This window comes from Nonomuraea sp. NPDC052265 (genome assembly GCF_044547985.1).
GTDB lineage: Bacteria > Actinomycetota > Actinomycetes > Streptosporangiales > Streptosporangiaceae > Nonomuraea.
Genome location: NZ_JBIUBJ010000044.1, coordinates 1 through 21,424 on the forward strand (window position 1 = coordinate 1; position 21,424 = coordinate 21,424).

The 21,424-nt window shown below is 70.6% G+C and carries 18 protein-coding genes; 7 read left to right on the top strand and 11 right to left on the bottom strand.

What is annotated here, in order from left to right; genetic code table 11:
* Positions 1 to 654, top strand: a 654-nt coding sequence (locus tag ACIHAD_RS47755) for a VOC family protein (RefSeq protein WP_397361532.1), incomplete at its 5' end; no start/stop codon positions are given.
* A 248-nt stretch (positions 655 to 902) separates the two neighbouring features.
* Here the strand turns inward: ACIHAD_RS47755 and ACIHAD_RS47760 are convergent.
* Genes ACIHAD_RS47760 through ACIHAD_RS47775 form a run of 4 tightly spaced genes read right to left on the bottom strand, consistent with a single transcriptional unit; the run spans position 903 to position 5,154 of the window.
* A complete protein-coding gene (locus ACIHAD_RS47760) occupies positions 903 to 2,246 on the bottom strand; it encodes an alpha-L-fucosidase (RefSeq protein WP_397361533.1) in 1,344 nt (447 codons plus the stop codon).
* A 10-nt stretch (positions 2,247 to 2,256) separates the two neighbouring features.
* Positions 2,257 to 3,078: a carbohydrate ABC transporter permease gene (locus ACIHAD_RS47765; RefSeq protein WP_397361534.1), complete on the bottom strand. Its 822-nt coding sequence runs from the start codon at positions 3,076 to 3,078 to the stop codon at positions 2,257 to 2,259.
* Positions 3,068 to 3,904 (bottom strand): carbohydrate ABC transporter permease, encoded by an 837-nt coding sequence (locus ACIHAD_RS47770; protein WP_397361535.1) that lies wholly within the window; start codon positions 3,902 to 3,904, stop codon positions 3,068 to 3,070. Before ACIHAD_RS47770 ends, ACIHAD_RS47765 begins: the two co-directional genes overlap by 11 nt.
* Positions 3,901 to 5,154 carry an ABC transporter substrate-binding protein gene (locus tag ACIHAD_RS47775; protein ID WP_397361536.1) on the bottom strand — a complete coding sequence of 418 codons (1,254 nt, stop codon included), beginning with the start codon at positions 5,152 to 5,154 and terminating at the stop codon, positions 3,901 to 3,903. The genes ACIHAD_RS47770 and ACIHAD_RS47775 overlap by 4 nt, the downstream gene beginning before the upstream one ends.
* Positions 5,155 to 5,254: 100 nt before the next feature.
* Between ACIHAD_RS47775 and ACIHAD_RS47780 the strand changes: the two genes are divergently transcribed.
* Entirely contained in the window at positions 5,255 to 6,370 is a 1,116-nt protein-coding gene (locus ACIHAD_RS47780; protein ID WP_397361537.1) for an ROK family protein, read from the top strand.
* Positions 6,371 to 6,509: 139 nt separating this feature from the next.
* Here the strand turns inward: ACIHAD_RS47780 and ACIHAD_RS47785 are convergent, their stop codons facing one another.
* Entirely contained in the window at positions 6,510 to 7,097 is a 588-nt protein-coding gene (locus ACIHAD_RS47785; RefSeq protein WP_397361538.1) for a TetR/AcrR family transcriptional regulator, read from the bottom strand.
* Positions 7,098 to 7,185: 88 nt separating this feature from the next.
* Between ACIHAD_RS47785 and ACIHAD_RS47790 the strand changes: the two genes are divergently transcribed.
* The 3 genes from ACIHAD_RS47790 (at position 7,186) to ACIHAD_RS47800 (ending at position 10,908) form a co-directional block, all read left to right on the top strand.
* Positions 7,186 to 7,977 (top strand): alpha/beta fold hydrolase, encoded by a 792-nt coding sequence (locus ACIHAD_RS47790; protein ID WP_397361539.1) that lies wholly within the window; start codon positions 7,186 to 7,188, stop codon positions 7,975 to 7,977.
* Between the two features lie 29 nt (positions 7,978 to 8,006).
* On the top strand, positions 8,007 to 9,191 hold the full coding sequence (locus tag ACIHAD_RS47795) for a cytochrome P450 (RefSeq protein ID WP_397361540.1): 1,185 nt from the start codon (positions 8,007 to 8,009) through the stop codon (positions 9,189 to 9,191).
* 205 nt (positions 9,192 to 9,396) lie between these two features.
* Positions 9,397 to 10,908: a multicopper oxidase family protein gene (locus tag ACIHAD_RS47800; protein WP_397361541.1), complete on the top strand. Its 1,512-nt coding sequence runs from the start codon at positions 9,397 to 9,399 to the stop codon at positions 10,906 to 10,908.
* A gap of 87 nt (positions 10,909 to 10,995) precedes the next feature.
* On the opposite strand, the gene ACIHAD_RS47805 is transcribed toward ACIHAD_RS47800, so the two are convergent.
* Both ACIHAD_RS47805 and ACIHAD_RS47810 read right to left on the bottom strand, forming a co-directional pair.
* Entirely contained in the window at positions 10,996 to 11,280 is a 285-nt protein-coding gene (locus ACIHAD_RS47805; RefSeq protein ID WP_397361542.1) for a hypothetical protein, read from the bottom strand.
* A 356-nt stretch (positions 11,281 to 11,636) separates the two neighbouring features.
* A complete protein-coding gene (locus ACIHAD_RS47810) occupies positions 11,637 to 12,941 on the bottom strand; it encodes an MFS transporter (protein WP_397361558.1) in 1,305 nt (434 codons plus the stop codon).
* Between ACIHAD_RS47810 and ACIHAD_RS47815 the strand changes: the two genes are divergently transcribed.
* Positions 12,941 to 13,420, top strand: coding sequence for a MarR family transcriptional regulator (locus ACIHAD_RS47815; protein ID WP_397361543.1), 480 nt, complete (start codon positions 12,941 to 12,943; stop codon positions 13,418 to 13,420). The two genes, ACIHAD_RS47810 and ACIHAD_RS47815, sit on opposite strands and share 1 nt — an antisense overlap.
* A gap of 370 nt (positions 13,421 to 13,790) precedes the next feature.
* Here the strand turns inward: ACIHAD_RS47815 and ACIHAD_RS47820 are convergent, their stop codons facing one another.
* The 3 genes from ACIHAD_RS47820 to ACIHAD_RS47830 all read right to left on the bottom strand — a co-directional run bounded on the left by ACIHAD_RS47820 (position 13,791) and on the right by ACIHAD_RS47830 (position 16,213).
* On the bottom strand, positions 13,791 to 14,207 hold the full coding sequence (locus ACIHAD_RS47820) for a hypothetical protein (protein WP_397361544.1): 417 nt from the start codon (positions 14,205 to 14,207) through the stop codon (positions 13,791 to 13,793).
* A 204-nt stretch (positions 14,208 to 14,411) separates the two neighbouring features.
* On the bottom strand, positions 14,412 to 15,722 hold the full coding sequence (locus tag ACIHAD_RS47825) for an FAD-binding oxidoreductase (RefSeq protein ID WP_397361545.1): 1,311 nt from the start codon (positions 15,720 to 15,722) through the stop codon (positions 14,412 to 14,414).
* A 62-nt stretch (positions 15,723 to 15,784) separates the two neighbouring features.
* A complete protein-coding gene (locus tag ACIHAD_RS47830) occupies positions 15,785 to 16,213 on the bottom strand; it encodes a DUF4267 domain-containing protein (protein ID WP_397361546.1) in 429 nt (142 codons plus the stop codon).
* Between the two features lie 234 nt (positions 16,214 to 16,447).
* Here ACIHAD_RS47830 and ACIHAD_RS47835 point away from each other — a divergent pair, with 234 nt between their 5' ends.
* Positions 16,448 to 19,657, top strand: coding sequence for a BTAD domain-containing putative transcriptional regulator (locus ACIHAD_RS47835; protein WP_397361547.1), 3,210 nt, complete (start codon positions 16,448 to 16,450; stop codon positions 19,655 to 19,657).
* 522 nt (positions 19,658 to 20,179) lie between these two features.
* On the opposite strand, the gene ACIHAD_RS47840 is transcribed toward ACIHAD_RS47835, so the two are convergent.
* Positions 20,180 to 21,382, bottom strand: coding sequence for an NAD(P)/FAD-dependent oxidoreductase (locus tag ACIHAD_RS47840; RefSeq protein ID WP_397361548.1), 1,203 nt, complete (start codon positions 21,380 to 21,382; stop codon positions 20,180 to 20,182).
* Between the last annotated feature and the right edge of the window lie 42 nt (positions 21,383 to 21,424).

Here is a 21,424-nt window from a genome sequence, read left to right on the forward strand (position 1 = left end):
CCGTCGAGCGAGGCGGCGATGGACGTGGCCGAGGCGCAGCTGCAGCACATCGCCCGCTGGTTCTACGACATGACGCACGAGTTCCACGTTCAAAAAAGCTACCTGTACGTGGAGGAACCGCGTTTCCGGGCGGGCATCGAGGCGAACACCCGGCCGGGCGCGGCGGAGTGGGTGGATCTTGGGCGCTCTGGCCAGTCCACTTCCGAGATCACGAACATGATCGACCGTTGGCCGCTTCTGCTCGTATCTCGGCTCGACCCTCCGGGGGCCGCGCCGCCGGTCCTGTCTATGCTCAAGCCCATGGCACTGGAATGGGAACAGATCATCGTCGACTCCGCCGACCCTGTCGCTCTCGGGCGCTGGTGGGCCGAGGCTCTCGGCTGGGTTGTGGTCGACGAATCTGAGGAGATCATCGAGATCCGGCCTGAGCCGGACCGGATGCCGGGGCTGCTCTTCGTGCCTGTCGCCGAGGGCAAGACGTCGAAGAACCGGCTCCACCCCGACTTTCGCCCCGACGACCAGGAGGCCGAGGTCGCCCGGCTGCTCTCCCTCGGTGCCCGGCGCGTCGACACCGTGCAGGACGAGCAGCACTGGGTGACCCTCCTCGACCCGGAGGGCAACGAGTTCTGCGTCCTGGGTGAGCGGAAGAGCTGAGCGGGGGCCGGCAGTTATTCGGGGCCCCGAGTCGTACGGCGGAGCTCGAACCCCCTCGACGTTGCAGCAGGTCGAAGCGCTCAAGATCCACCCATGGCCGGACTTCCCGTTATCTCGGCTCGACCCGGGACCGGCCCGCCCGGCGAGCGCCGGGACTGCCGCGCCGGCCGCCCCCGCCCTCTTTCTCCAGTCCCGTCAGCCTTCCACGCCGATGGCGCGATCGCGGCCCACGAGTTCGCGTCCCCCGTTCAGGCGCCGGGCGCCAGCCTGAGGACGGCGGCCGGCAGCCCGCGCAACGCCTCGGGGACGACGACCCCGCCGGAACGGTCCACCGCGGCCGGGCCGTCACCCCAGGTGGCTCCGGCCCGCGCCCGTTCGACCAGGTCGCCGGCGAGCGTCAGCCGTCCCGCGGCCGGGTCCAGGGCGATCACGTGGAGGCCGCCGTCGGGGGCGGCGGTGTAGCGAACCGGGTCGCCGACGGGCTCGGCGTGCCGGACCCACGGCCGGGTGCCGTAGATCGCCTCGCCGTGGGCCGCCAGCCAGACGCCCAGGTGGCGCAGCCGTTCGACCTGGGACTCCGGCAGCGAGCCGTCGGCCCGCGGCCCGATGTTGAGCAGCAGGTTGCCGTTCTTGGCGACGGTGTCGACCAGCAGGTGGACGAGCTCGTCCGGCCGGACGAGGTGGCGCTCGTCCTCGGCCCGGTTGAAGCCGAACGACTGGCCGAGCCCGCGCGTGGCCTCCCACACCCACGGGGAGGTCTGCTGCTCGGAGACGTACTCGCGGGTGCGCGAGCCCAGGTGCGGCACGCCCCAGCGGTCGTTCACGATGCCCTCGGGCACCCGCTCGTAGTAGTGCTCGAACAGCGCCTGCAGGCTGTGCGGCCCGGCCGCCTTGCCCGAGTCGGGCCAGTCGATGTCGTTCCACAGCACGTCGGGGGAGTGCCGGTCGATCAGCTCCATGGCCTGCTCGAAGCAGTAGCGCGCGAACGCCTCGTCGTTGCGGCGCAGCGTGAACAGGTCCGTCATCGACTGGATCGGCGGGAAGTCGGACACGTGCCAGTCCAGCGCCCCGGAGTAGTACAGTCCGAACCGCAGGCCCGCCGCCCGGGCGGCGCGGTCCAGCTCGGCGATCAGGTCGCGGCGGGGGCCGCGGCGCGCGCTGCTGAAGGCCGTGGTGGCGGTGTCCCACAGACAGAACCCGTCGTGGTGCTTGGCCGTGGGCACGACGTAGCGCGCGCCGGACCCCGCGATCAGCCGCATCCAGGCCGCCGGGTCGAACGCCTCCGCCCGCCAGGAGTCGGCCAGGTCCTCGTACGGGGTGCCGACCCCGTACTCCCGCTCGTGGAAGGCGCGGGCGGGCGAGCCGGGGATGCGGACGGTGTTGGCGTGCCATTCGGCGTACTGGTGGTAGCTGAACTCCAGCTCCACGGGCACGTGCTCGCCGGGCAGCCGGGCGGTCGCCCACGCGGGCACCGAGTACAGCCCCCAGTGGACGAAGACGCCGAACTTGGCGTCCCTGTACCAGTCGGGCACGTCCCTCGCCGGGTAGTCGGCGCCCAGGTCGGGGCCTACACGGCGGTCGAAAAACAGCACTATGGTCCTTTCAGCGGCCGGCGAGGCCGGCGGTGGCGATGCCCTTGACCAGATGCTTCTGAAGGGCGAGGAGGAGCAACAGCGTCGGCAGGATGGACACGATGGAGGCGGCCATCACCAGATGCCACTGGTTGCCGTTCTGGCCGAAGAACAACTGCAGGCCGAGCGGCACGGTGCCGCGCTCGGTCACGTCGTTGACCATGATGAGCGGCCACAGGAAGCTGTTCCAGTAGTTGATGAAGGTGAACACGGCCAGCACCCCGAGCGCGGGCCTGGCCAGCGGCAGCATGATGGACAGGAAGATCCGCACCTCGCTCGCGCTGTCGATGCGCGCCGCCTCCTGCATCTCGCGCGGCACCGAGCGGAAGAACTGCCGCAGCAGGAACGTCCCGAACGCGGTGAAGGCCCACGGGAAGATCAGCGACTGGTAGCTGTCCACCCAGCCGAGCTTTTGCATGAGGATGAACATGGGCACGACCAGCACCTCCTGCGGCACCATCAGCGTGGCCAGGAACAGCAGGAAGACGCCGTCCCGGCCGCGCCAGCGCAGCGAGGCGAAGGCGTAGGCGGACAGGGCGGAGGCGGTCAGCACGACCAGCGTGCCCACGCCCGCCACCAGCACGCCGTTGAGGATGTAGCGCTGGAACGGCACGTACGTGAACACGTCGCCGAAGTTCTGCCACCGGATCCGCGAGCCGACCAGCGACCCGGGATCGCTGAACGTCTCGCCCGCCGGCTTCAGCGCGGTGGCCACCGCGAAGATCAGCGGATAGAGGAAGGCCAGCGTCACCGCCGCCAGCAGCACGTGGGAGACGACGGATCTAACTCTCATAGTGCACCCACCGCCTCTGCCCGAGGAACTGCGCGGCGGTCACGAGCAGGATGATCGCGAACAGCACCCACGCGCCCGCCGCCGCCAGCCCAAGCTCGCGCGACTGGAACCCGGCCTGGTAGACGGTCATGACGAGCGTCTCCGTGGCGTTGCCCGGTCCGCCGGCCGTGAGGATGTACGGCTGCGTGAACACCTGCAACGAGTTGATCACCGTCATCGTCGTGGCGAAGAACAGCGCCGGCGAGATCAGCGGGAGCTGCACGCTGACCAGCTTGCGCAGCCCCGTGGCCCCGTCGAGCGAGGCCGCCTCCAGGACCGACGGCGACATCTCGTTGATCGCCGCGGAGAAGACGATCATGTTGTACCCGAACCCCTGCCAGACGCTCATGGCCACCACCGACACCAGCGCGGTGCGCCCGTCGGCCAGCAGGTTCGGCACGGTGCCGACCATCTGGAACAGCAGCTTCCAGATGACCGCGTTGGCCACCATCGGCGTGATCGCCGGGATGAAGAACAGCACCCGCCACAGGTTCTGCCACCGCGACCTGCTGATCCAGAACGCCAGCGCCAGCGCCAGGACGATGTTGAGCGGCACGTACAGGCCGGTGAAGACGAACGTGTTGCGCAGCGCGGACATGAAGGCCGGGTCCTCGCCGAACAGGTAGCGGAAGTTCTCCAGGCCGATGAAGCTGCTCCCGCCCAGCATCGGCCAGTCGAAGAAGCTCATCACCACGGCCATGCCGACCGGGAACAGGGTGAACAACCCGAGCCCGAGCACGCTGGGCGTGGCGAACCCCAGCGCGCTCCACTGCTCTCGTGACCTCACTGCCCGCGCGCCCCCTGCTGCTGGATGGTGGCGAGCGCCTCCTTGGCGCCGCTCGCGCCGGTGTAGACCTGGAGCAGGTGCTGGGCCATGAGCTTGGTGACGTCGTCCCAGTTCTTGGTGGTGAACAGCGGCACGCCGCCGGCCACCGCGTCCTTGACCGCCGACACCGCCGCCCGTACGTCGTCGGCCTTGTCCTGGTTCTTGCCGACCAAGAAGTTCTCGTACGCCGGCTGCTCGGAGGTCATCGCGGGGAAGCCGCGCCCCTCGCCCGCCAGGTACGCCTGCGCCTGCTTGCCGCTGAGCACGGAGACCGCCTTGACCGCCTGCTCCTTGTACGGGCAGCCCTTGGCCACCCCGAACCCGGAGTTGGCCACGTACGTCTTCGCGCCCCCGGCCCCGGCGGGAAGCTGCGCGACGCCCACCCGGAACTTGGCGTCCTTGATCGTGGATCCGATGTTCCAGGAGCCGTCGACCGCCATCATGGCGTTGCCGTTGACGAACTGCGTCTCGCCCCAGCCCAGCTCCGCCGATCCGGCCGGCACGCTGGCCGCCTTGTTCCCGGCCAGGCCCGCGTACCAGGTGGTGGCCGCGACCATGGGCTCGCTGTCGAGCTGCAGCTTCACGTCGTCGGTGACCGGCTTGGCGCCGTTGTAGGACAGCAGCATCGACAGCAGGTGCAGGTCGGAGAAGGACATGCCGAACCCGTACTTGCCGCCGGTGGTCAGCTTCCTGGCGGCCTGCTCGAAGTCGGCGGTGGTCCAGCCGGGCTTGGGCTCGGCCAGGCCGGCCTTGGAGAAGGCGTCCTTGTTGTAGTAGAGGAGCATCGGGCCCAGGTCGTAGGGGAGGGCCAGTTGCCTGCCGTTCATCTTCAGCGCGTCCAGCGCCGCGGGGGCGAAGCCTTCGGGAGCGGTGAGGGGTTCGAGGAGATCGGCGTAGGCGCCCAGGCGCAGGCTCTGCATGGAGACCAGGCACGGCTGCTCGCCCGCGGCGAACTCGGTCTGCAGCTTGGTGAAGTAGGCGTTGAAGGGCGCGGTCCGCAGGTTGACCCTGATCTTCGGGTCCTGCTCGGTGACCAGCTTGGCCAGGTGGTCGAGCTGGGCTTTCTCCTCCTCGCTGCCCGCCCACATCTCCCAGTCGAGGGTGACCGTACCGTCGTCCTGCTTGGCGCCGCCCGCCGTGCCCGCGCCGCCGCCGCCGCACGCGGTGACGCCGGCGAGGAGTACGAGCCCCGCGGCCAGGAGTGCCTTCATGGGGGGACCTCCGTCAGGGTATATTTTTCGGGGTCGAATTTATTAATGATGCGGAACCCTAGGCTTGCTCCGGATCAGACGTCAAGAGGGAGGACCGCGGATGCGCGAGGACCTGGCCAGGACGGAGATCCTGACGACGCTCGGGTCCGAGCCGCTCAACCGCACGCAGCTCGCCCTCAGGCTGGGGCTCGGCGCGGCGACCGTGACCGAGCACACCCGGCGTCTCATCGAGCTCGGCTACGTACGCGAGCTGGCGCCGCAGGCGGCCGGGCGTGGCCGCCCGAAAGTGCCCCTTGAGCTGGTGCCGGACGCCGCGTACACGCTCGGCCTGCGGGTGCACCACACGCATGTGGTCGGCGTGCTCATGCGGCTCAACGGCAGCGAGGCGCGCCGCTTCACGGTGCCCTTCGACCCCCGCGCCGACCCCGTCGGCCAGCTCGCCGCCGTGTGCGCCCGCGAGCTGGCCGACCCCGCCGCCGGCGGCCGGGTGCGCGGCATCGGCCTGGCCATCCCCGGCGTGATCGACCAGGCCAGGGGGATCGTGCGCATCTCGCCGCACCTGGACTGGTCGGACCTGCCGCTGCGGCCCCTGCTGGCCGAACGCCTGCCGGTCCCCGTCCTCATCGACAACGACACCCGCGCCAGCACCTGCGCCGAGCTGCTGTTCGGCGCCGGGTGCGACCACGACGACTTCCTGGTGCTCGCCGTCGGCGGCGGCATCGGCATGGGCATCGTGCTCGGGCGGCGCATCCATCGCGGGGCCGACGGCGTCGCGGGCGAGTTCGGGCACGTGCCGATCGACCCGCAGGGGCCGCCCTGCGTGTGCGGGCGGCGCGGCTGCCTGGAGTCCTACGCGGCCGACTACGCCCTGGCCGCCCGCGCGTACGAGCGCGGGCTGACGCCGGTGCCGGTGCCGGTGGCCGAGCTGCCCCGGCTGGCCGCCGAGGACGTGCCGGGCGTGCGCGACCTGATGGCCGAGGCGGGGGCGGCGCTCGGGAGGGCGGCCGCGGGCGTGGTGAACGTCCTGGCCGTACGGGCGCTGGCGGTGATCGGCGAGAGCCACGTGCTGTGGCCGTATCTGGAGCCCGGGTTCCGACCGGCGGTGGAGAGCGGCGTGCTGTCAGGAGTGGAGATCATGGTCCGCCCCTGGGACGACAGCGGCCACGCCCGAGGCGCCGCCACCCTGGCCCTGTCGGCCACGGTCGCCGCCCGCTGACCCGCGGCTTCTTCTCCGCGTCCGGCGTGTCCCGGGAGAAGGTCACGGCCCCGGCGATGACGTTCGTCACCGCCGACCCTCCACATCGGCATCTGCCGGGCGCGCGGGGCCGCGAGACTCACAAGTCGACGATGCGGTATCAGGCGCCGGCGAGCTGACGGATGAGCGGAAGGAGGATGTCGTCGACGATAGAGGCGATCGCGCCGTCGGCGGGCGGGCGGCCGTGGAGCACCACCTCGTTGCGGATCAGGTCGAAGGGAAGCTGGAGCACGCGTGGTGGAAGGGTCACCGCGCGGACCTCATGCCGGTCCGCCGCTCTGGCGAGGACGGTCGCCGCCGCGTCCTCGCGGGTGGAGCGCGCGATCCAGGCGTGCAGGGCTGCGGCGGCGTCCGGGTCGCGGGCCGTTTCCGCGGCCAATCCCGCCAGAACCTCGCCGCGTACGGTGCCGAGGCCGTTCACCGCTCGCCGCAGCAGTTCGATCAGATCTGAGCGCAGGCTGCCGGTGTCAGGGACCTCGATGATGGGCGGGGCGGCGCGCTCCATGGCAGCGAGCGCGAGTTCGGCCCGGGTGGGCCATCTGCGGCTGAGCACTGGGCGGCTCGTGCCGGCCAGCGCGGCGACCGCTTCGAACGTCAGCCTGGCATAGCCGACTTCCTGCAGGATCTGCCACGTCGCATCGAGTATGGCGTGGTCCAGGCGCTCTCCTCGTCGCCGTGTGGCCGTCATCGAATCACTCCTTAAGATGCGCTTCGTATCTTACCTGTGTTAGCGTACGAAGCGAAATAAGATACGTTTCGCATCCTAGGGAGCATTCGTGATCACCACGGCCAGTGTTCACAACGAGGGCGCGCAGATCGTCTACGACCACCAAGGCAGCGGCCCGCTGCTGCTGCTCATCTCCGGGGGCGGCGGCGACGCCGCCCGCCACCGGCGCCTGGCCGCCCTGCTCGCCGAGGAGTACACGGTGGTCAGCTACGACCGGCGGTGCAACTCCCGCAGCAGCGGCGACCTCACCCGGAACATGGACATGGCCCAGCAGGCCCGCGACGCCGTCGCCGTGATCCACGCCATGGGCCACGAGCGGGCCTATGTCTTCGGCAACAGCTGCGGCGCCTCCATCGGCCTCGAACTGGCAGCCCACCACCCGTGGACGATCACGAAACTGATCGCGCACGAGGCTCCGGTGATGTCCATCCTGCCCGACGGCCGCTTCTGGCAGACGTTCATGGACGGCGCCCACGACACCTACGTCAAAGAGGGCGACGTCGCGGCCATGAAGGTGTTCCACTCCTCCTTCGTGGGCTTCGAGGAGTCCACGGTCGCCCGCATCTCGGCTGAGAACATCACCCCGAACAGCCAGTTCTTCCTGTCGCGGGAATTCCTGCCGATCACGTATTACGTGCCGGAGCTCGACCGGATCCGCGCCAACGGCGTGGCGGTGGTCAGCGCGGCCGGGAGTGCCAGCGCCGGCGCGTTCTACGCCCGTACCGCGCCCATCATCGCCGAACGCACCGGCTGCCCGTTCGTCGAGTTTCCGGGCAACCACATCGCCTTCATCAACGATCCGGAACCCTTCGCCCAGGCGCTTCGCGACGCCCTGCGCTGACGGTTTTCTCATTCGCGTGGAGGTCCACCATGACGGAACACACCACCGAGGCCCTGCCCGAACTGCCGACGGCCAGATCCTGCCCGTACCTTCCGGCAGACGGCTACGAGCCGTCACGCTGGAACGGCGGCGCGGTGACGAGGGTGCGCCTGCCCGGCGGACGCCAAGCGTGGGCGGTGACCGGATACGCCGAGGCCCGCGCCCTGCTGGCGGATCGGCGGCTGACCGCCGACCGCGCGCACCCCGGTTCGCCCATGCAGATACCGGGCACTGCCGGCCCGCGCGCCCGGCCGATGCTGCTCGGCGCCGAGGGCCGGGAGCACCAGCGACAGCGCAGGGTGCTGATCCCCGCCTTCACGGTCAAGCGCATCACGGCGCTGCGGCCACGGCTCGAACACCTCGTGAACGAGCGGCTCGACGCCTTGCTGGCCGCCGGGCCGCCCGCCGACCTGGTGTCCGGCTTCGCGCTGCCGGTGCCCTCGCTGACGATCTGCGAGCTCCTCGGCGTCCCCTACGAGGATCACGCGTTCTTCGAGCAGTGGGCCAGGCTCCGGCACGACCCTGAGCGGGGCACGCAGGCGATCGCGGAACTCGGCGATTACCTCGACGAGCTGGTGCGGGCCAAGCAGTCGGCCCCGGGTGCCGGACTGATCGACGAACTGCTCGCCAACCAGGTTCAGCAGGGCACGATCAACCGCGACGAAGTGGTCGGGCTGGCTCTCGTGCTGCTGATCGCCGGGCATGCCACCACCTCCGGCATGATCTCTCTGGGCACTCTCGCACTGCTCCAACATCCTGAACAACTCGCCGCCGTACGTACCGGCGAGGTCGCGCTGCCCGCTGTGGTGGAGGAACTGCTACGGTACGTCTCCAGCGACGGGGCACTGCCCCGGGTGGCGCTCGAAGACGTCGAGATCGGCGGGCATCTCATCGGCGCGGGCGACGGCGTACTGATCGTCACCTCCGTCGCCAACCGCGACGAGGCGCTGCTCGCACACCCCTGGGAGCTGGACGTGCACCGGCCCGCCGGGCAGCACCTCACCTTCAGCCACGGCATCCACCAGTGCCTCGGGCAGAACCTGGCCCGCACTGAGCTGGAGATCGCCTTCCGCACCCTGTTCACCCGCATCCCGTCCCTCAGCCTCGCCGCCTCCACCGGCGATCTGACCACCAGTCGCGGGTCGGGCCTGAACACGCTGCCCGTCACCTGGTGACCAACGATGAGATCCGCGTTTGGCCGGACGCCGGAAGTAGCTCGCCTTGCTTGACGAGGCGATACGGATCGCGCTCGGGTGAGCCGCGCTTCGTCCTCCTCAATGGTTCGGCGGGCATCGGCGAGGCGCAGCTGATGGAGCACCATGCCGCTGACGCCGAGCGGGCCGGCCGATCAATGACACGGACATGGAGAGGAATGGGTGGATGCGGCGGCGCACGTTCCTGAAGGCTGGGCTGGTCAGTGTGTCGGCGCTGGTAGCCGCAGGTGGCGGCGCGTTCGGCTGGGCCTGGCTGTCCTCCACCGCGGGCAACGTGGGCGAGCTCACGTTCGACCGCCCCCTACGCATCCCGCCGCTGCTGGAGGGCAGCTCATTCGACCTGAAGCTCCAGGCGGGCATCAGCGAGTTGCGGCCGGGCGTGAAGACCAGCACGTGGGGCGTCAACGGCCCCCATCTGGGGCCGACGTTGCGCGTACGGCGGGGTGAGACCGTGGCTCCACAGGTGCGTAATGCCCTGCCCGAGGCCACCTCGGTGCACTGGCACGGCATGCGTCTGCCGGCCGTCATGGACGGTGGCCCGCATCAAATGATCGCTCCGGGCTCGACGTGGAAACCGACCTGGAAGATCGACCAACCGGCGGCCACCCTCTGGTACCACCCGCATCTGCACGGCACCACTGCCCGCCACGTCTACCAAGGGCTGGCGGGGCTGTTCCTCATCGACGACGAGCACACAACGAAGCTGCCCCACGAGTACGGCGTCGACGACATCCCGCTCATCATCCAGGACGCCACCTTCGACGGCGACGGCTCGCTCACGCTGGACAACTTCGGCATGTCCATGCTGCCGGGCATGGACCTGATGGGCTTTCTCGGCAAAGAGGTCCTGGTCAACGGCACGCTCGGGCCGGCCTTCAAGGTCACCACCACGCGGGTGCGGCTGCGGCTCGTCAACGCCTCGGTGGGCCGGATCTACCACGTCGGCTTCGCCGACGACCGGGAGTTCGCGCTGGTCGCCACGGACGGCGGCCTGGTCGGCAAGCCCGTACGGCTGAAAAGGGTGCTGCTCGCCTCCGGCGAACGCGCCGAGGTCGTGGTGGACTTCCGCCCCGGCGATCAGGTCGTGCTCCGCAGCTTCACCGCGGAACTGGGCGGCGGCACCGCGCTCGACCGGTTCACCGGCGGCGCCGATGTCTTCGACCTGATGAAGTTCACCGCGCCGGGCCCGCTCGCGGAGTCGGTAGCCGTGCCTCCCCGGCTCGCCGACGTCCCGGCTCCGGTCGTCCCGCCGAACGCCAAGACCCGGACCTTCCGCTTCAGCAGCACCTCCATCAACGGCAAGGAGATGGATCTTGCCCGCATCGACGAAGTGGTCCCGGCCGGAGCCGTCGAGGTCTGGGAGCTCACCAACCCGAGCACCAACCATTCCTTCCACGTCCACGAGGTCAGCTTCCGGATCCTCGACGTCAACGGGAAACCACCCGCCGCGTACGAGGCGGGCCGCAAGGACACGGTGTACGTGCCGCCGGAAGGCCACGTACGGCTGCTGGTGGAGTTCGGCGACTACACCGACCCGAAAGCTCCCTATATGTACCACTGCCACATGCTCGTCCACGAAGACAAGGGCATGATGGGCCAGTTCGTGATCGTCGAACCGGGCCAAGAATCCCACGTGAACACCCGGCTCAACCTGAAGGACCCCCATGGATCCCATTGAGATCCGCGACCTGCGGCCGGAGGAGATCCACGCGGCGGTCGGCGTGCTGGCGCGCGGCATGCGGGACAGCCCCCTCCACGTCGTGGCCTACGGCGAGAACCCGCAACGGAGGCTGCGCTGCCACGCGCTCATCATGCGCGGCGTGTTCGCCACCTCGCCGGACCTGCGGCCGATCTGGGTCACGTACGCCTTGACGGTGGCGCCGCTGATGAACAGGTCGGCGGCGAGGCGCAGGGCCTCGGCAAGGTGCACGGCTTGGAGTCCTGTTTCCACCCCGGCGATCAGCTCGAGGTCGCAAACCTCGGCTATGGCCATCTGAAGGGCGGAGCGGATCGGCAGCTGGTCATCGGCCACGACGATACGGACGATCAACGCGCTCCCACCGGCAGGGGCAGCAGGGCCGCCAGCCGAAGCCGCCGCCGGGGCACGGTCCGGTGGGCAAGCGTCCCCGCACCAGGTTGACCCGCTCGCGCATTGCGACCAGGCCGTGACCGCCTCCCACCCGATGAACGGCGCCACGTCCATGGTCCATGACTTCGACGACCCACTCGTGTCACGGTAGTCGACGGCCACCTGGCATCAGTCGGGGCCGGCGTGGCATACCACATTGGCGAGGCCGTCTTGGATTGGCTGGCGGCCCGGCTGGCTTGGCTGCCCGTGTTCACGGTCGGCTTACTCGCGGTCCGGGCCGGGTTCCACCGTCGCGAAACGCGCCCCGTTGTCGCTGCTCAAGGGCGTGCGACACCGTGCCCCTGTCGGGCCAACGCATCGGACTCGCGTACACCGATGCCGGGGAGCAGCGGGCTGGCCAGCACGGCAACACCGAAGACGGCAACGTTGAACCACAGCGCGGTCGCCGTTGCCGAGGCGAACCTGTCTCCCGCAAGAGAGAAAAAGATCGCGCCGACGAGCGCAACCCCCAGAGCGGTGCCGAACTGGATGGCCGTGTTGACGACCCCTGAGCCTGCGCCGGCGTCGTCCGCGGGCACGTCACCAAGCGCCACAGTGGCCAGGATCGGCACACACAGCCCCATCCCGAGCCCGATGACGAGTTCGGCGGCCACCACGTACGGCCAGGACAGATCCGCTCCGAGCCATCCCACTGAGACGATCATCATGGTCACCCCTACCGCCATGACCGCCGCTCCGGCACCGACGAGTCCCCGGCTCGCCCGGCGCAGCGCCAACCGGGTCGTACCAGTGATCCCGAGGGGCCAGGCCAGAGTCACCAGCGCGACGCGCAGCGGCTCCCAGCCCAACCCCATCTGCAGGTGATACGTCAGCACCAGGAAGAACGACGTCACACCGGAGAACACGAGCAGCACCACAACCACACCGACCGTGAACGACCGGTGCGCGAACAACGCCGGTGGGACGAGGGCCGATCCGTTCAGGCGATGGCGCCGCCGCTGATGAGCGGCGAATGCGGGCACGGCCGCCACAGCCATCGCCATGATCGCGAACATCCAGCCCGGCCATCCGGCCTCCCGGCCCTGCATGAGCGGATACAGCAGGCCCAACGCGATCAGGCTCACCAGCGCGACCCCCACCAGGTCCAGCCGCAGAGGACGGGTGGAGCGAGTCTCCGGCATGACGCGCAGGGCCAGTGAGAACGTGACCACCCCAATAGGCACGTTGATCAGGAAGATCGCCCGCCAGCCCAGCCCGGCCACGTCGTACTCGGTGAGTACGCCGCCCAGGAACGGCCCGCTCACGCTCCCCGCGCTGAGGACCGCCCCCAGCATCGCGAACGCCTTGCCGCGTTCGTGCGGTTCGAACATCGCCACGATCACCGACATGACCTGCGGCACCATCAGCGCCGCCAGCGCACCCTGCGCGAAGCGGCCCGCGAGGAGCGCCTCGGGCGTCATCGCCGCCCCGCAGACCACCGAGGCGAGCGTGAACCCCGCGACCCCGACAAGGAAGATTCGCCTGCGGCCGGCGATGTCGCCCAGCCGCCCGCCAGTGATCAGCAAGATCGCGAACGCCAGGGCGTAACCGGCCAGGCTCCATTGGGCCGTGGCAGGGCGGATTGATCACGGCGAAGGACCGCTCGGAGTTGATCGCGGCTGTGTCCGATCAGGGCCGGGTGACAGCGATGCGATCGGCGCTGTTCCACGTGGTGGTCGCCGCCCGAGCCGGGATCAACGTGACGGACTTCAACTGCTTGGCCGTCCTCGACAAAGAAGGACCGATGACCGCCCACGAGCTGGCTGAACACATCGGCCTGACTCGAGGCGGTGCGATCACGGCAGCAATCGATCGGCTGGAGCGGGCCGGATATGCCAGCCGCCGCCGGGATGCGACAGACCGTCGGCGAGTGCTGGTCGAACTCGTGCGCGGGGGCCCCTATCAGGACCTACTGGAAATTCTGGTGGGAATCAACCATGCTTACTCCGACCTCGCGGCCGGCTACAACGACGAGGAACTGGCCGTCGTGCACGACTTCGCGCGGCGCGCCAACGACCTGATCCACGAGCAGACGCGACAGCTGAGGGATAAGGCACGCTGAGGGACCTGTTCGCGGCTTTGGCGCCTTCGTGCTTGCGCCGACGTACTCGCGGCCCAAGCGGAGGGTGGCCGTGCGTAGTGCTTCCCTCCGGCGGTGCAACTCATGGGGTGAGTGTCGGTGATGCGCGTCATCACCACCAGACCGGTCCCGTACTCCACGGGTGAGGGCGCATGCCGGCCTGTCGTTGAGGAAGCTGTGACCAAGTACACCCGAGCGGAGTTGGCCGAGGTAGCAGGGCAATCGCGCCGCGAGATAGCTCTTCACAGTCGTCCCAAGGGGATCAGCCAGTAACGGCCCGCCTGCTGCCACTCGACCTGCGGCACAGGCCAGGCTGGGTCGGATGTGGCCAGCTGCATGACCCGCTGCCGCGTCATCGACTCGCATAGCCGAGCGCGATGCCGGGCACGCCAGCATGCTCATGTTCCCGGAGGGCCAGGACTGGAGTCAGCCAAAGCCGGTCAGTGGCAGGGCTTCTTTCGGGCGCTGCCTGGCGGGCGGCGGCGCGGGTGCGGGCGGTCCAGTCGGCGACGAGGTCGTGGTGCTCGCGTCGTAATCGGAGCTCGGCGCGCGGGCCGGCGCCGTCGTCGTCCTGGTCGTGGGGCGGGGGCGCGGTGCCGTCGAGCCAGCCGAGCGCTTCGTGCGGGTCGGTTTCGACGCCGGGAAGGATTTCCACGCTGTCGTTGCCGGCCGGGGGCGCGAGCAGGGTCAGGGGTGGCACGTCGAGGGCGCGGGCGACGACGAGGAGTTCGGGGACGCTGACGGTGGCGCGCTGCCGCGATCTCCGCACCCTCGACACCCTGCGTGACCTTACGTTGTGCTGGTTCGAGTCTGGAGCGCCCTCAACGCGTCCCGCGTCTCCTCCAGCGGACCCCGTACGACCTGCCGCGAGTTGGCCAGGTCCTGCACCCCGCGGGCGCGCTGCGGGTGGTCGAACCCTGCCCGGCCCCGCCGCCCCGGTGGGCGGAAGGGCCGTGACCTGCTGGGAACCGATCTATCCGAGCACCGGGTAGTTCGCGCGGAACACGTTGTGCGGGTCACGGGCCCGCTTGATCTCCCGCAGCCGCGCGAGCGCGCTGCCGGAGAAGGACTGCGCCGCCGTGTCACCGGGGGAGAGCAGGGTGTACGGCTTGCGGCCACTGATGTAGGACTCAAGGTCGGCCACGACCTCGGCCTGCCTGGCGCGCGTCGCATCGGCCGCGTGCGGCAGGCCGAGACCCAGCAGGCCGAGCAGGTACGGCTCAGCCACCGCGCCGCTCGCCCCGGCCCCGCCGTCCAGCTCGGCGAGCGCCCCGCCCAGGTGCCTGATCTGAAGGTTGATGAGCGGTTCGACCGGCTTGGCCAGCAGCAGCTCCACCGCGTCCGCGTCCAGCCCGGTGAGCAGCTCCGCACGAGCGATGGACGGCGCCGGATCGGTGGGCTCGGCGGCGATGTCACCCAGGTCGGCGACCGGGACGACGCCGCGGCTGTCGAAGATCGCGCCCCCGATCTTGTCGATGCGTGCCAGCAGGTCATCCCTCTGAGCCGCCTCACCCAGGTAGGCCAGATCCAGCGTCACCATCGGCGGCGCGCCGGGTGGCTGAAGCCGGTTGATCCAGACACTGAGTTCACGCGGCGCCTCGGCGGTGATCTCCAGGAACGCGTCGTACACCTCCCTGGTCCGGTGCTCCGGCCAGATCACGCGCCCGCCGTACAGGACCGGCACGGGATACAGCTCGAGTTCGAGGGCGGTCACCACCGCGAAGTCCCCGCCACCGCCGCGCAGCGCCCAGAACAGGTCGGGGTCGGACTCGGCGGTCACCCGGCCCGGCTCGCCGTCGGCGTCCACGATGTCGACAGCCCGCACGCTGTCGGAGGCGAAGCCGTACTTGCGGCTGAACCAGCCGATCCCACCGCCCAGGGTGTAGCCGGTCACGCTGACCCCCGGCGCGCTGCCGGACAGGCCGGTCAGACCCAGCGGACCGGCCGCCGCCAGCACCTGCCCCCACTTCACGCCCGCGCCCACCCGGACCACGCGCTCCTGCGCGCGTACCTCCACCTCGTTCAGCAGGCCGGTACGCAACAGGATCAGGCCTTCCACCTCACCCGAGGCGCCATGCCCGCTCGGCTGCGCGGTCACCGTCATACCCGCCCGCCGCGCGTAACGCACGAGCGCCGCCACGTCATCGGCATCCGCGGCCTCCGCCACGGCCGCCACCGGCTGCCTGACGGTCAGGTTCCACGCGGTGGCCGCCTGCTCGAAGCCGTGGTCATCGGGCAGGAGCACGCGCCCCTTGAGGACACCGCGCAGATCGTTGATCGCCATTGTCGTCTCCCTTTTCGAGTTCTCAGAAATGCGAAGGAATACCGTGCTGCACTGCGGGGACGTCAGGCGGGCTGCGCGGCGGGCGCGGGGGTGGCGGGCTCTTGGGCCTTGCGCGCCTTGCTGGTCTCGCGGAGGATCAGGAGGCCCGTGACCGCGATCAGTGCCGAGGTCAGGCCGTGGATGCCGAACGCTGAGGCCGTAGAGCCATGGTGGGCCACAACGTTGACCATGTCGCCGAACGGGGCGGCGGCCACCATCAGCAGGACCCAGCCCAATGCGCGGCGGTGGCCCGTCACCAGCAGGATGCCCATCGCCAGGCCCATCGCGATCTCACGGCTGCCCTTCACGAAGGGGAAGCCGCTGTCGCCGGAGGGCCAGTTCGGCAGGCCCGGGAAGGACGTGTCAAGGGGCAGGACGAAGGACAAGCCGAGGTAGAGGGTGAACAGGACGACGCCGGTGGCCAGGGCGGTGTTGAGCTTCCTCAGCGACATGGTTGTGCTCCTTCGACGTTCAGACTGGGCAGGGTTGAGCTGGGGACACAGCCGGGGCGGCGCCGCGACGAACTCCATCAGCAGTCGTGACTCACGGCGGAGCACACGGCATGTCCTGGCTGTTGACGCTCATCCGCTCCCGCCCTTCATCGGTTGCGACGTGTTCAGACTGCTCCCAGGCCTTTGGAAGGGATTTGGAGCCGATTTGGAACGTCCACGTAAAATGTGTTGATCATGGTCTTCATCCGAGTGCTGGGCTCTTCAGCGGCCGAGGTCGGCGGCGAGCCCGTTCCTCTGGGCGGGCCACGGCAACGGGGCGTGCTGGCGTTGCTGGTGGCGGCGCGCGGGCAGGTCGTGCCCGTCGACCGGATGATCGAGGACCTGTGGCGCGGGGAGCCCCCCGGGCGGGCGCTGATGTCCTTGCAGGCGTACGTGTCCAACCTGCGTCGGCTGCTTGAGCCCGGACGTCCGCCGCGCACGCCGGCCCGGCTGCTGGTCAGCGCGTCGCCCGGTTACGCGCTGAGGCTGCCGCCGGAGTCGGTGGACGCGTGGCGGTTCGAGGACCTGCTCGGCCGGGCGCGTGCGGACACAGACCCGCGCGTCGCCCAGGCTCGCCTCGCCGAGGCGCTGGGCCTGTGGCAGGGGCCGGCGTTCGCCGAGGTCGCCGACGAGCCGTGGGCCGCCGCCGAGACCGCCCGACTGAACGAGCTGCGCCTGGTCGCCACCGAACTGCACGTCGCGGCGGGGCTGCGCGTCGGCGACCCCGCCGCGGTCGTTCCCGAGGCCGAGCGGCTCACCCGGGACGAGCCCCTCCGCGAAGAGGGCTGGCGCCTGCACGCCCTGGCTCTGTGGAGCAGCGGCCGTCAGGCCGAGGCGCTGGCGACGCTGCGCCGCGCCCGCGGCATCCTCGCCGAGGAACTCGGGCTCGACCCCGGCCCGGACCTGACGGCGTTGGAGGAGGCGATCCTCACTGGGCGCACGGACGTCCTGCGCGCGACCGTCCCCCCGCCACCGCCGGTCGCATCGCGACCGGCCCCGACCGCCGAGGCGCCGTTCATCGGACGCGAGGCACAGCTGTCGGCACTGGTCACGGCCGCCGCCGAGGCCGCCGCCGACGGCGCCCGCATCGCCCTTGTCACCGGCGAGGCCGGGCTCGGCAAGTCGACGCTGCTGGAACACCTCGGCGGGCGGCTCGAACGTGACGGATGGCTGGTCGCCGCCGGCCGCTGCCCCGAGGTCGACGGCGCGCCGCCCGCGTGGGCCTGGACCGAGGCGCTGCGCGCCGTCGCCGCGACCACGTCCCCGGGCGAGTTCGCGGGCGACCTCGCGCCGCTGCTCACCGACACCGGCCCGGTGGACGCCGACGCCACCGCGGGACGTTTCCGCCTGCGCCAGGCCGTGTGGAAGTGGCTCGCGGCGGTCGCCACGGAACGCCCGGTCGCCGTCGTGCTGGACGACCTGCACTGGGCGGATGCCGCCACGCTGGAGCTGCTCGGCGGCGGCCTCGGCACGCGGGCCCCGATCCTGGTCGTCGCCGCGTACCGCGCGGACGAGAGCGGGCACCTCACCGGGACGCTGGCCTCCCTCGCGCGTGCCACACCCCTCCGCCTGGCGCTGCCGGGGCTGGACGACGACGCCGTCGCGGAGCTCGTACGGGCCGAGTGCGAGGCCGACGAGGAGACCATCGCCGGGATCGCAGAGCGCACCGGCGGAAACCCGTTCTACGTGCGGGAAAGCGCCCGGCTGCTGAACGGCGAAGGCGCGCTGGTCGCTCTCTCCGAGGTCCCCGAAGGCGTACGGGACGTCCTGCGCCGCCGGCTCGCGCGCCTGCCCGAAGGAAGCGTGTCCGTCCTCCGGCTGGCTGCGGTCGCAGGCCGGGAAAGCTCGGTGGACGTCCTCGTCAAGGCCGCCGACACCGGCGAGGACGGCGTGCTGGACGCCCTCGACGCGGGCGTCATCGCCGGGCTCCTCGACGAGCCCGGCCCCGGACGCGTCCGCTACGTCCACGCCCTCGTCAGGGACACGCTCATCGCCGACCTCAGCAGACTGCGCGCCACCCGGATGCACGCCCGGATCGCCGCCGCCCTCGAAGGAACCGACGACATCGCCGCGCTCGCCCACCACTACGCGCGCGCCGGCTCACCGAAGGCCGTCGGCTACTGTGTCCGGGCCGCCGAGCGCGCCGAGGCCCGCTATGCCCACGACGTGGCGGCCGAGCTCCTCACCGACGCCGTCACCAACTCGACCAGACCGGACGAACGCGTCGAACTGCTCGGCAGGCTGCTGCGCGCGCAGATCCGCGCGGGAGCCGTCGCGGCCGCTCGCGAGACACGCCGCGAAGCCGTGGAGTACGCGGAGTCCCTGGGCCGCGACGACCTGATGATCGCCGCGTTCACCGCGTGGACGGAGCCGACCGCCTGGCAGACCCGTACGTACGGCACCGTCGACCGGCCCGTCGTCGACCGCCTGAGCCGCCTGCTGAAGCGTGACCTGCACCCTTCGGTGCGGTCCCGGCTCCTGACGGCATACGCGCACGAACTGGTCGGCGAGAACGACCCGACCGTTCTGGAGGCGGCGCAGGAGGCACTCGACCTCGCCACCGACCCCCGGCTGCGGGCCGCGGCGCTCCAGATCCTGTCCGAGGTCCACGGCGACGCCGACCTCTGCCGGGAGCTCGTGAAGATCGGCACCGAGCACGACCTGCCGGTCTACCGCGTCACCGGGCTGCTCAACCACGCCGCCGTCGCCGCCGCCGCCAACGACCCGGTGACCATGCGCCGGCTGACCACCGAGGCCCTGGAACTCGCGCGCGCCTACCGGATGCGCGAGGCGATCGCCGCCACCGAGATCACGCTGGCAGGCCTGGCCCTCATCGAAGGCCGGTTCGCCGACGCCGAGCTCCTCTACGTCAAGGCCGACGAGGGCATGCGGCGCGCCGGATCGGTGCACACCACAGGCTTCCTCCAACTCGCCCTGGCCACAATCTGGCTGAACGACGGCACGCTCGGCGCGCACCTGGCCGACGTTCGCGCCCTCCACGCCGCGCTCGGCCCCATGACCTCCGACCTGCTCGCGCTCGCCCTCCACGCCAACGGCCTGGACGCCGAAGCCCGCGAGGTCCGCGCGTCATCCGACCCGATCCGCCCCGACTTCTTCTTCACCTTCCTCACCACGCTGCGCGCGATGGCCGTCGTCAACCTGAACGACCGCGACGCCGCCGAGGAGATCTACGCGACCCTGCTCCCGCACCGCGACGGCCCCCCGGCGGGCGCCGCGAGCCTGTCGTTGGCGCTGCGCCCGGTCGCCCACACCCTCGGTGAACTGGCCGTCTTCCTCGGCCGCACCGACGAGGCCGCCGCCCACTTCGCCCAAGCCGCCACCATCGCCGACCACTGGAACGCACGCCACTGGGCCGCCGAGGCCCGGTTGCGAACGACCACCTAGCCTCTGCCCACGGCACCGCACATCTGTGACACAGAACTTGCATTCTCGGTCACGCTGGCTGCTATCGGGCCGTGTCCGCCCAGCCCGGCCACGGTTACCGACGACGTGCTCGCCGCCGCGCGGGCCCGGCGCGGGCGCGGCCAGTCGGGCACCCGGACTGCCCGCGACCACGACGTGGGCCGCTCGACGCTGTTACCGGGCGCTGGAGAACGAGGCCCCCGGCAGTCACGGCTTGATCAACATGGCTCAAGCGGGGCGGGCAGAATGCCTCCCATGATGGATGTGCGTGTGATGCTACGGCTGCTGGCGCTGCTACGTGATGCGGATTGCGAGATCTGGGTTGCTGGTGGATGGGGCATCGGGCCTCCCCGTGCAAGAACGCGTCCCTGCACGGTCTCTTCGGTCTTGGCGGCGGAGCTCAGCAGCCGGTAGGCCAGTGAGGCCAGCCGGTTTCGGCCCGGACTCACCGGCCTACCGGCTGGTGTCGAAGCGATCAGTGGCGGTGCTGTCCACGTTAGGCGGTTACGCGAGCGCCTTATCAGCGGACACATCCGGCGTGGCGGCCAGGCGGCGCTTGCGCCTGGGCAGGCCGAAGGTCGGGTGCGAGATGCCCCACAGCGAGATCTGGAGGATGCCGGACTTGATCCGCGCCGCCTTCCTGCCGCCCACGTACTTCGGCTTCGGTCGCGCCTTGTCGTCGACCATCTGCAGGATCCCGTCCCGCCGTCCGAGGCTGATGTGGTTGCCCGGGTAGTCCAGCTTGCTCTTGGCGATCTTGCGGCCGGTCAGGCGTCCCACGATCGCGTCCGTGGCCTGCCGACCGGTGGAGCCGGCCGAGGCGCAGGACATCGGCAGCGGCCGGCCGTTGTCGCCGATGGCGTAGGCGCTGTCGCCGGCCGCGTAGACGTTCGGGTGCGAGAGCGACCGCATGGTGTCATCGACGATGATCCGACCATTGTCGGTGACCTCCAGCCCGCCGGCGGCGGCGATGGGGTCGACCGCGAACCCCGCCGTCCACACGGTTGCGTCGGACGCCAGAGCGGTGCCGTCGTCGCACAGCACCCGCGTCGCCTCGACGGCTTCGACGCTGGTGTCCTCCAGGACGGTGATGCCCAGCCGGTCGCAGGCCCGGCGCAGGTGGCTGCGGGCTCCGTCGGAGAGCCGGGCGCCGAGCAGGCCGCGGGCGATGAGTGTCACCGACAGGCCGGGCCGGGACTCGGCGAACTCGGTGGCGGTCTCGATGCCGGTCAACCCGTCGCCGACGACCAGCACCCTCCCGCCCTCGCCCTGCCCGACCAGGCTGTCCAGGCGCTCGCGCAGGCGCAGCGCCGCGGGCCGGGCGGTGACGTGGAAGGCGTGCTCGGCCACGCCGGGGATGCCGCAGTCGGCGACGCGGCTGCCGAGCGCGTAGACGAGCGTGTCGTAGCCCAGCTCACCGCCGTCGTCGGCATCGGCGTGGACGTGGACGACCTGGCGTTCGGGGTCGACGGCGGTGACCCGGGCCAGGCGCAGCCGTATGCCCGTGCCCGCGAAGACGTCGGCGAGCTTCGGAGCCTCGATCTGCTGGCCGGCCGCGAGCTGGTGCAGCCGCAGCCGCTCGACGAAGTCCGGCTCAGCGTTGACCACGGTGATCTCGGTGTCCGCCGGGCACAGCCGGCGGGCCAGGTTCCCGGCCACATAGGCTCCGGCATAACCGGCGCCCAGGACGACGATGCGGTGCTTCATGTGTTGCTCCTGTCGGTTCACTTGCTCCTGGTGAGTCGACCT

Coding starts and splice junctions, on each gene's coding strand:
- ACIHAD_RS47775 (WP_397361536.1), bottom strand. CDS start 5,154: ATGAAGGCACTCCTGGCCGCGGGGCTCGTACTCCTCGCCGGCGTCACC.
- ACIHAD_RS47765 (WP_397361534.1), bottom strand. CDS start 3,078: ATGAGAGTTAGATCCGTCGTCTCCCACGTGCTGCTGGCGGCGGTGACG.
- ACIHAD_RS47840 (WP_397361548.1), bottom strand. CDS start 21,382: ATGAAGCACCGCATCGTCGTCCTGGGCGCCGGTTATGCCGGAGCCTAT.
- ACIHAD_RS47800 (WP_397361541.1), top strand. CDS start 9,397: ATGCGGCGGCGCACGTTCCTGAAGGCTGGGCTGGTCAGTGTGTCGGCG.
- ACIHAD_RS47825 (WP_397361545.1), bottom strand. CDS start 15,722: ATGGCGATCAACGATCTGCGCGGTGTCCTCAAGGGGCGCGTGCTCCTG.
- ACIHAD_RS47780 (WP_397361537.1), top strand. CDS start 5,255: ATGCGCGAGGACCTGGCCAGGACGGAGATCCTGACGACGCTCGGGTCC.
- ACIHAD_RS47830 (WP_397361546.1), bottom strand. CDS start 16,213: ATGTCGCTGAGGAAGCTCAACACCGCCCTGGCCACCGGCGTCGTCCTG.
- ACIHAD_RS47785 (WP_397361538.1), bottom strand. CDS start 7,097: ATGACGGCCACACGGCGACGAGGAGAGCGCCTGGACCACGCCATACTC.
- ACIHAD_RS47795 (WP_397361540.1), top strand. CDS start 8,007: ATGACGGAACACACCACCGAGGCCCTGCCCGAACTGCCGACGGCCAGA.
- ACIHAD_RS47835 (WP_397361547.1), top strand. CDS start 16,448: ATGGTCTTCATCCGAGTGCTGGGCTCTTCAGCGGCCGAGGTCGGCGGC.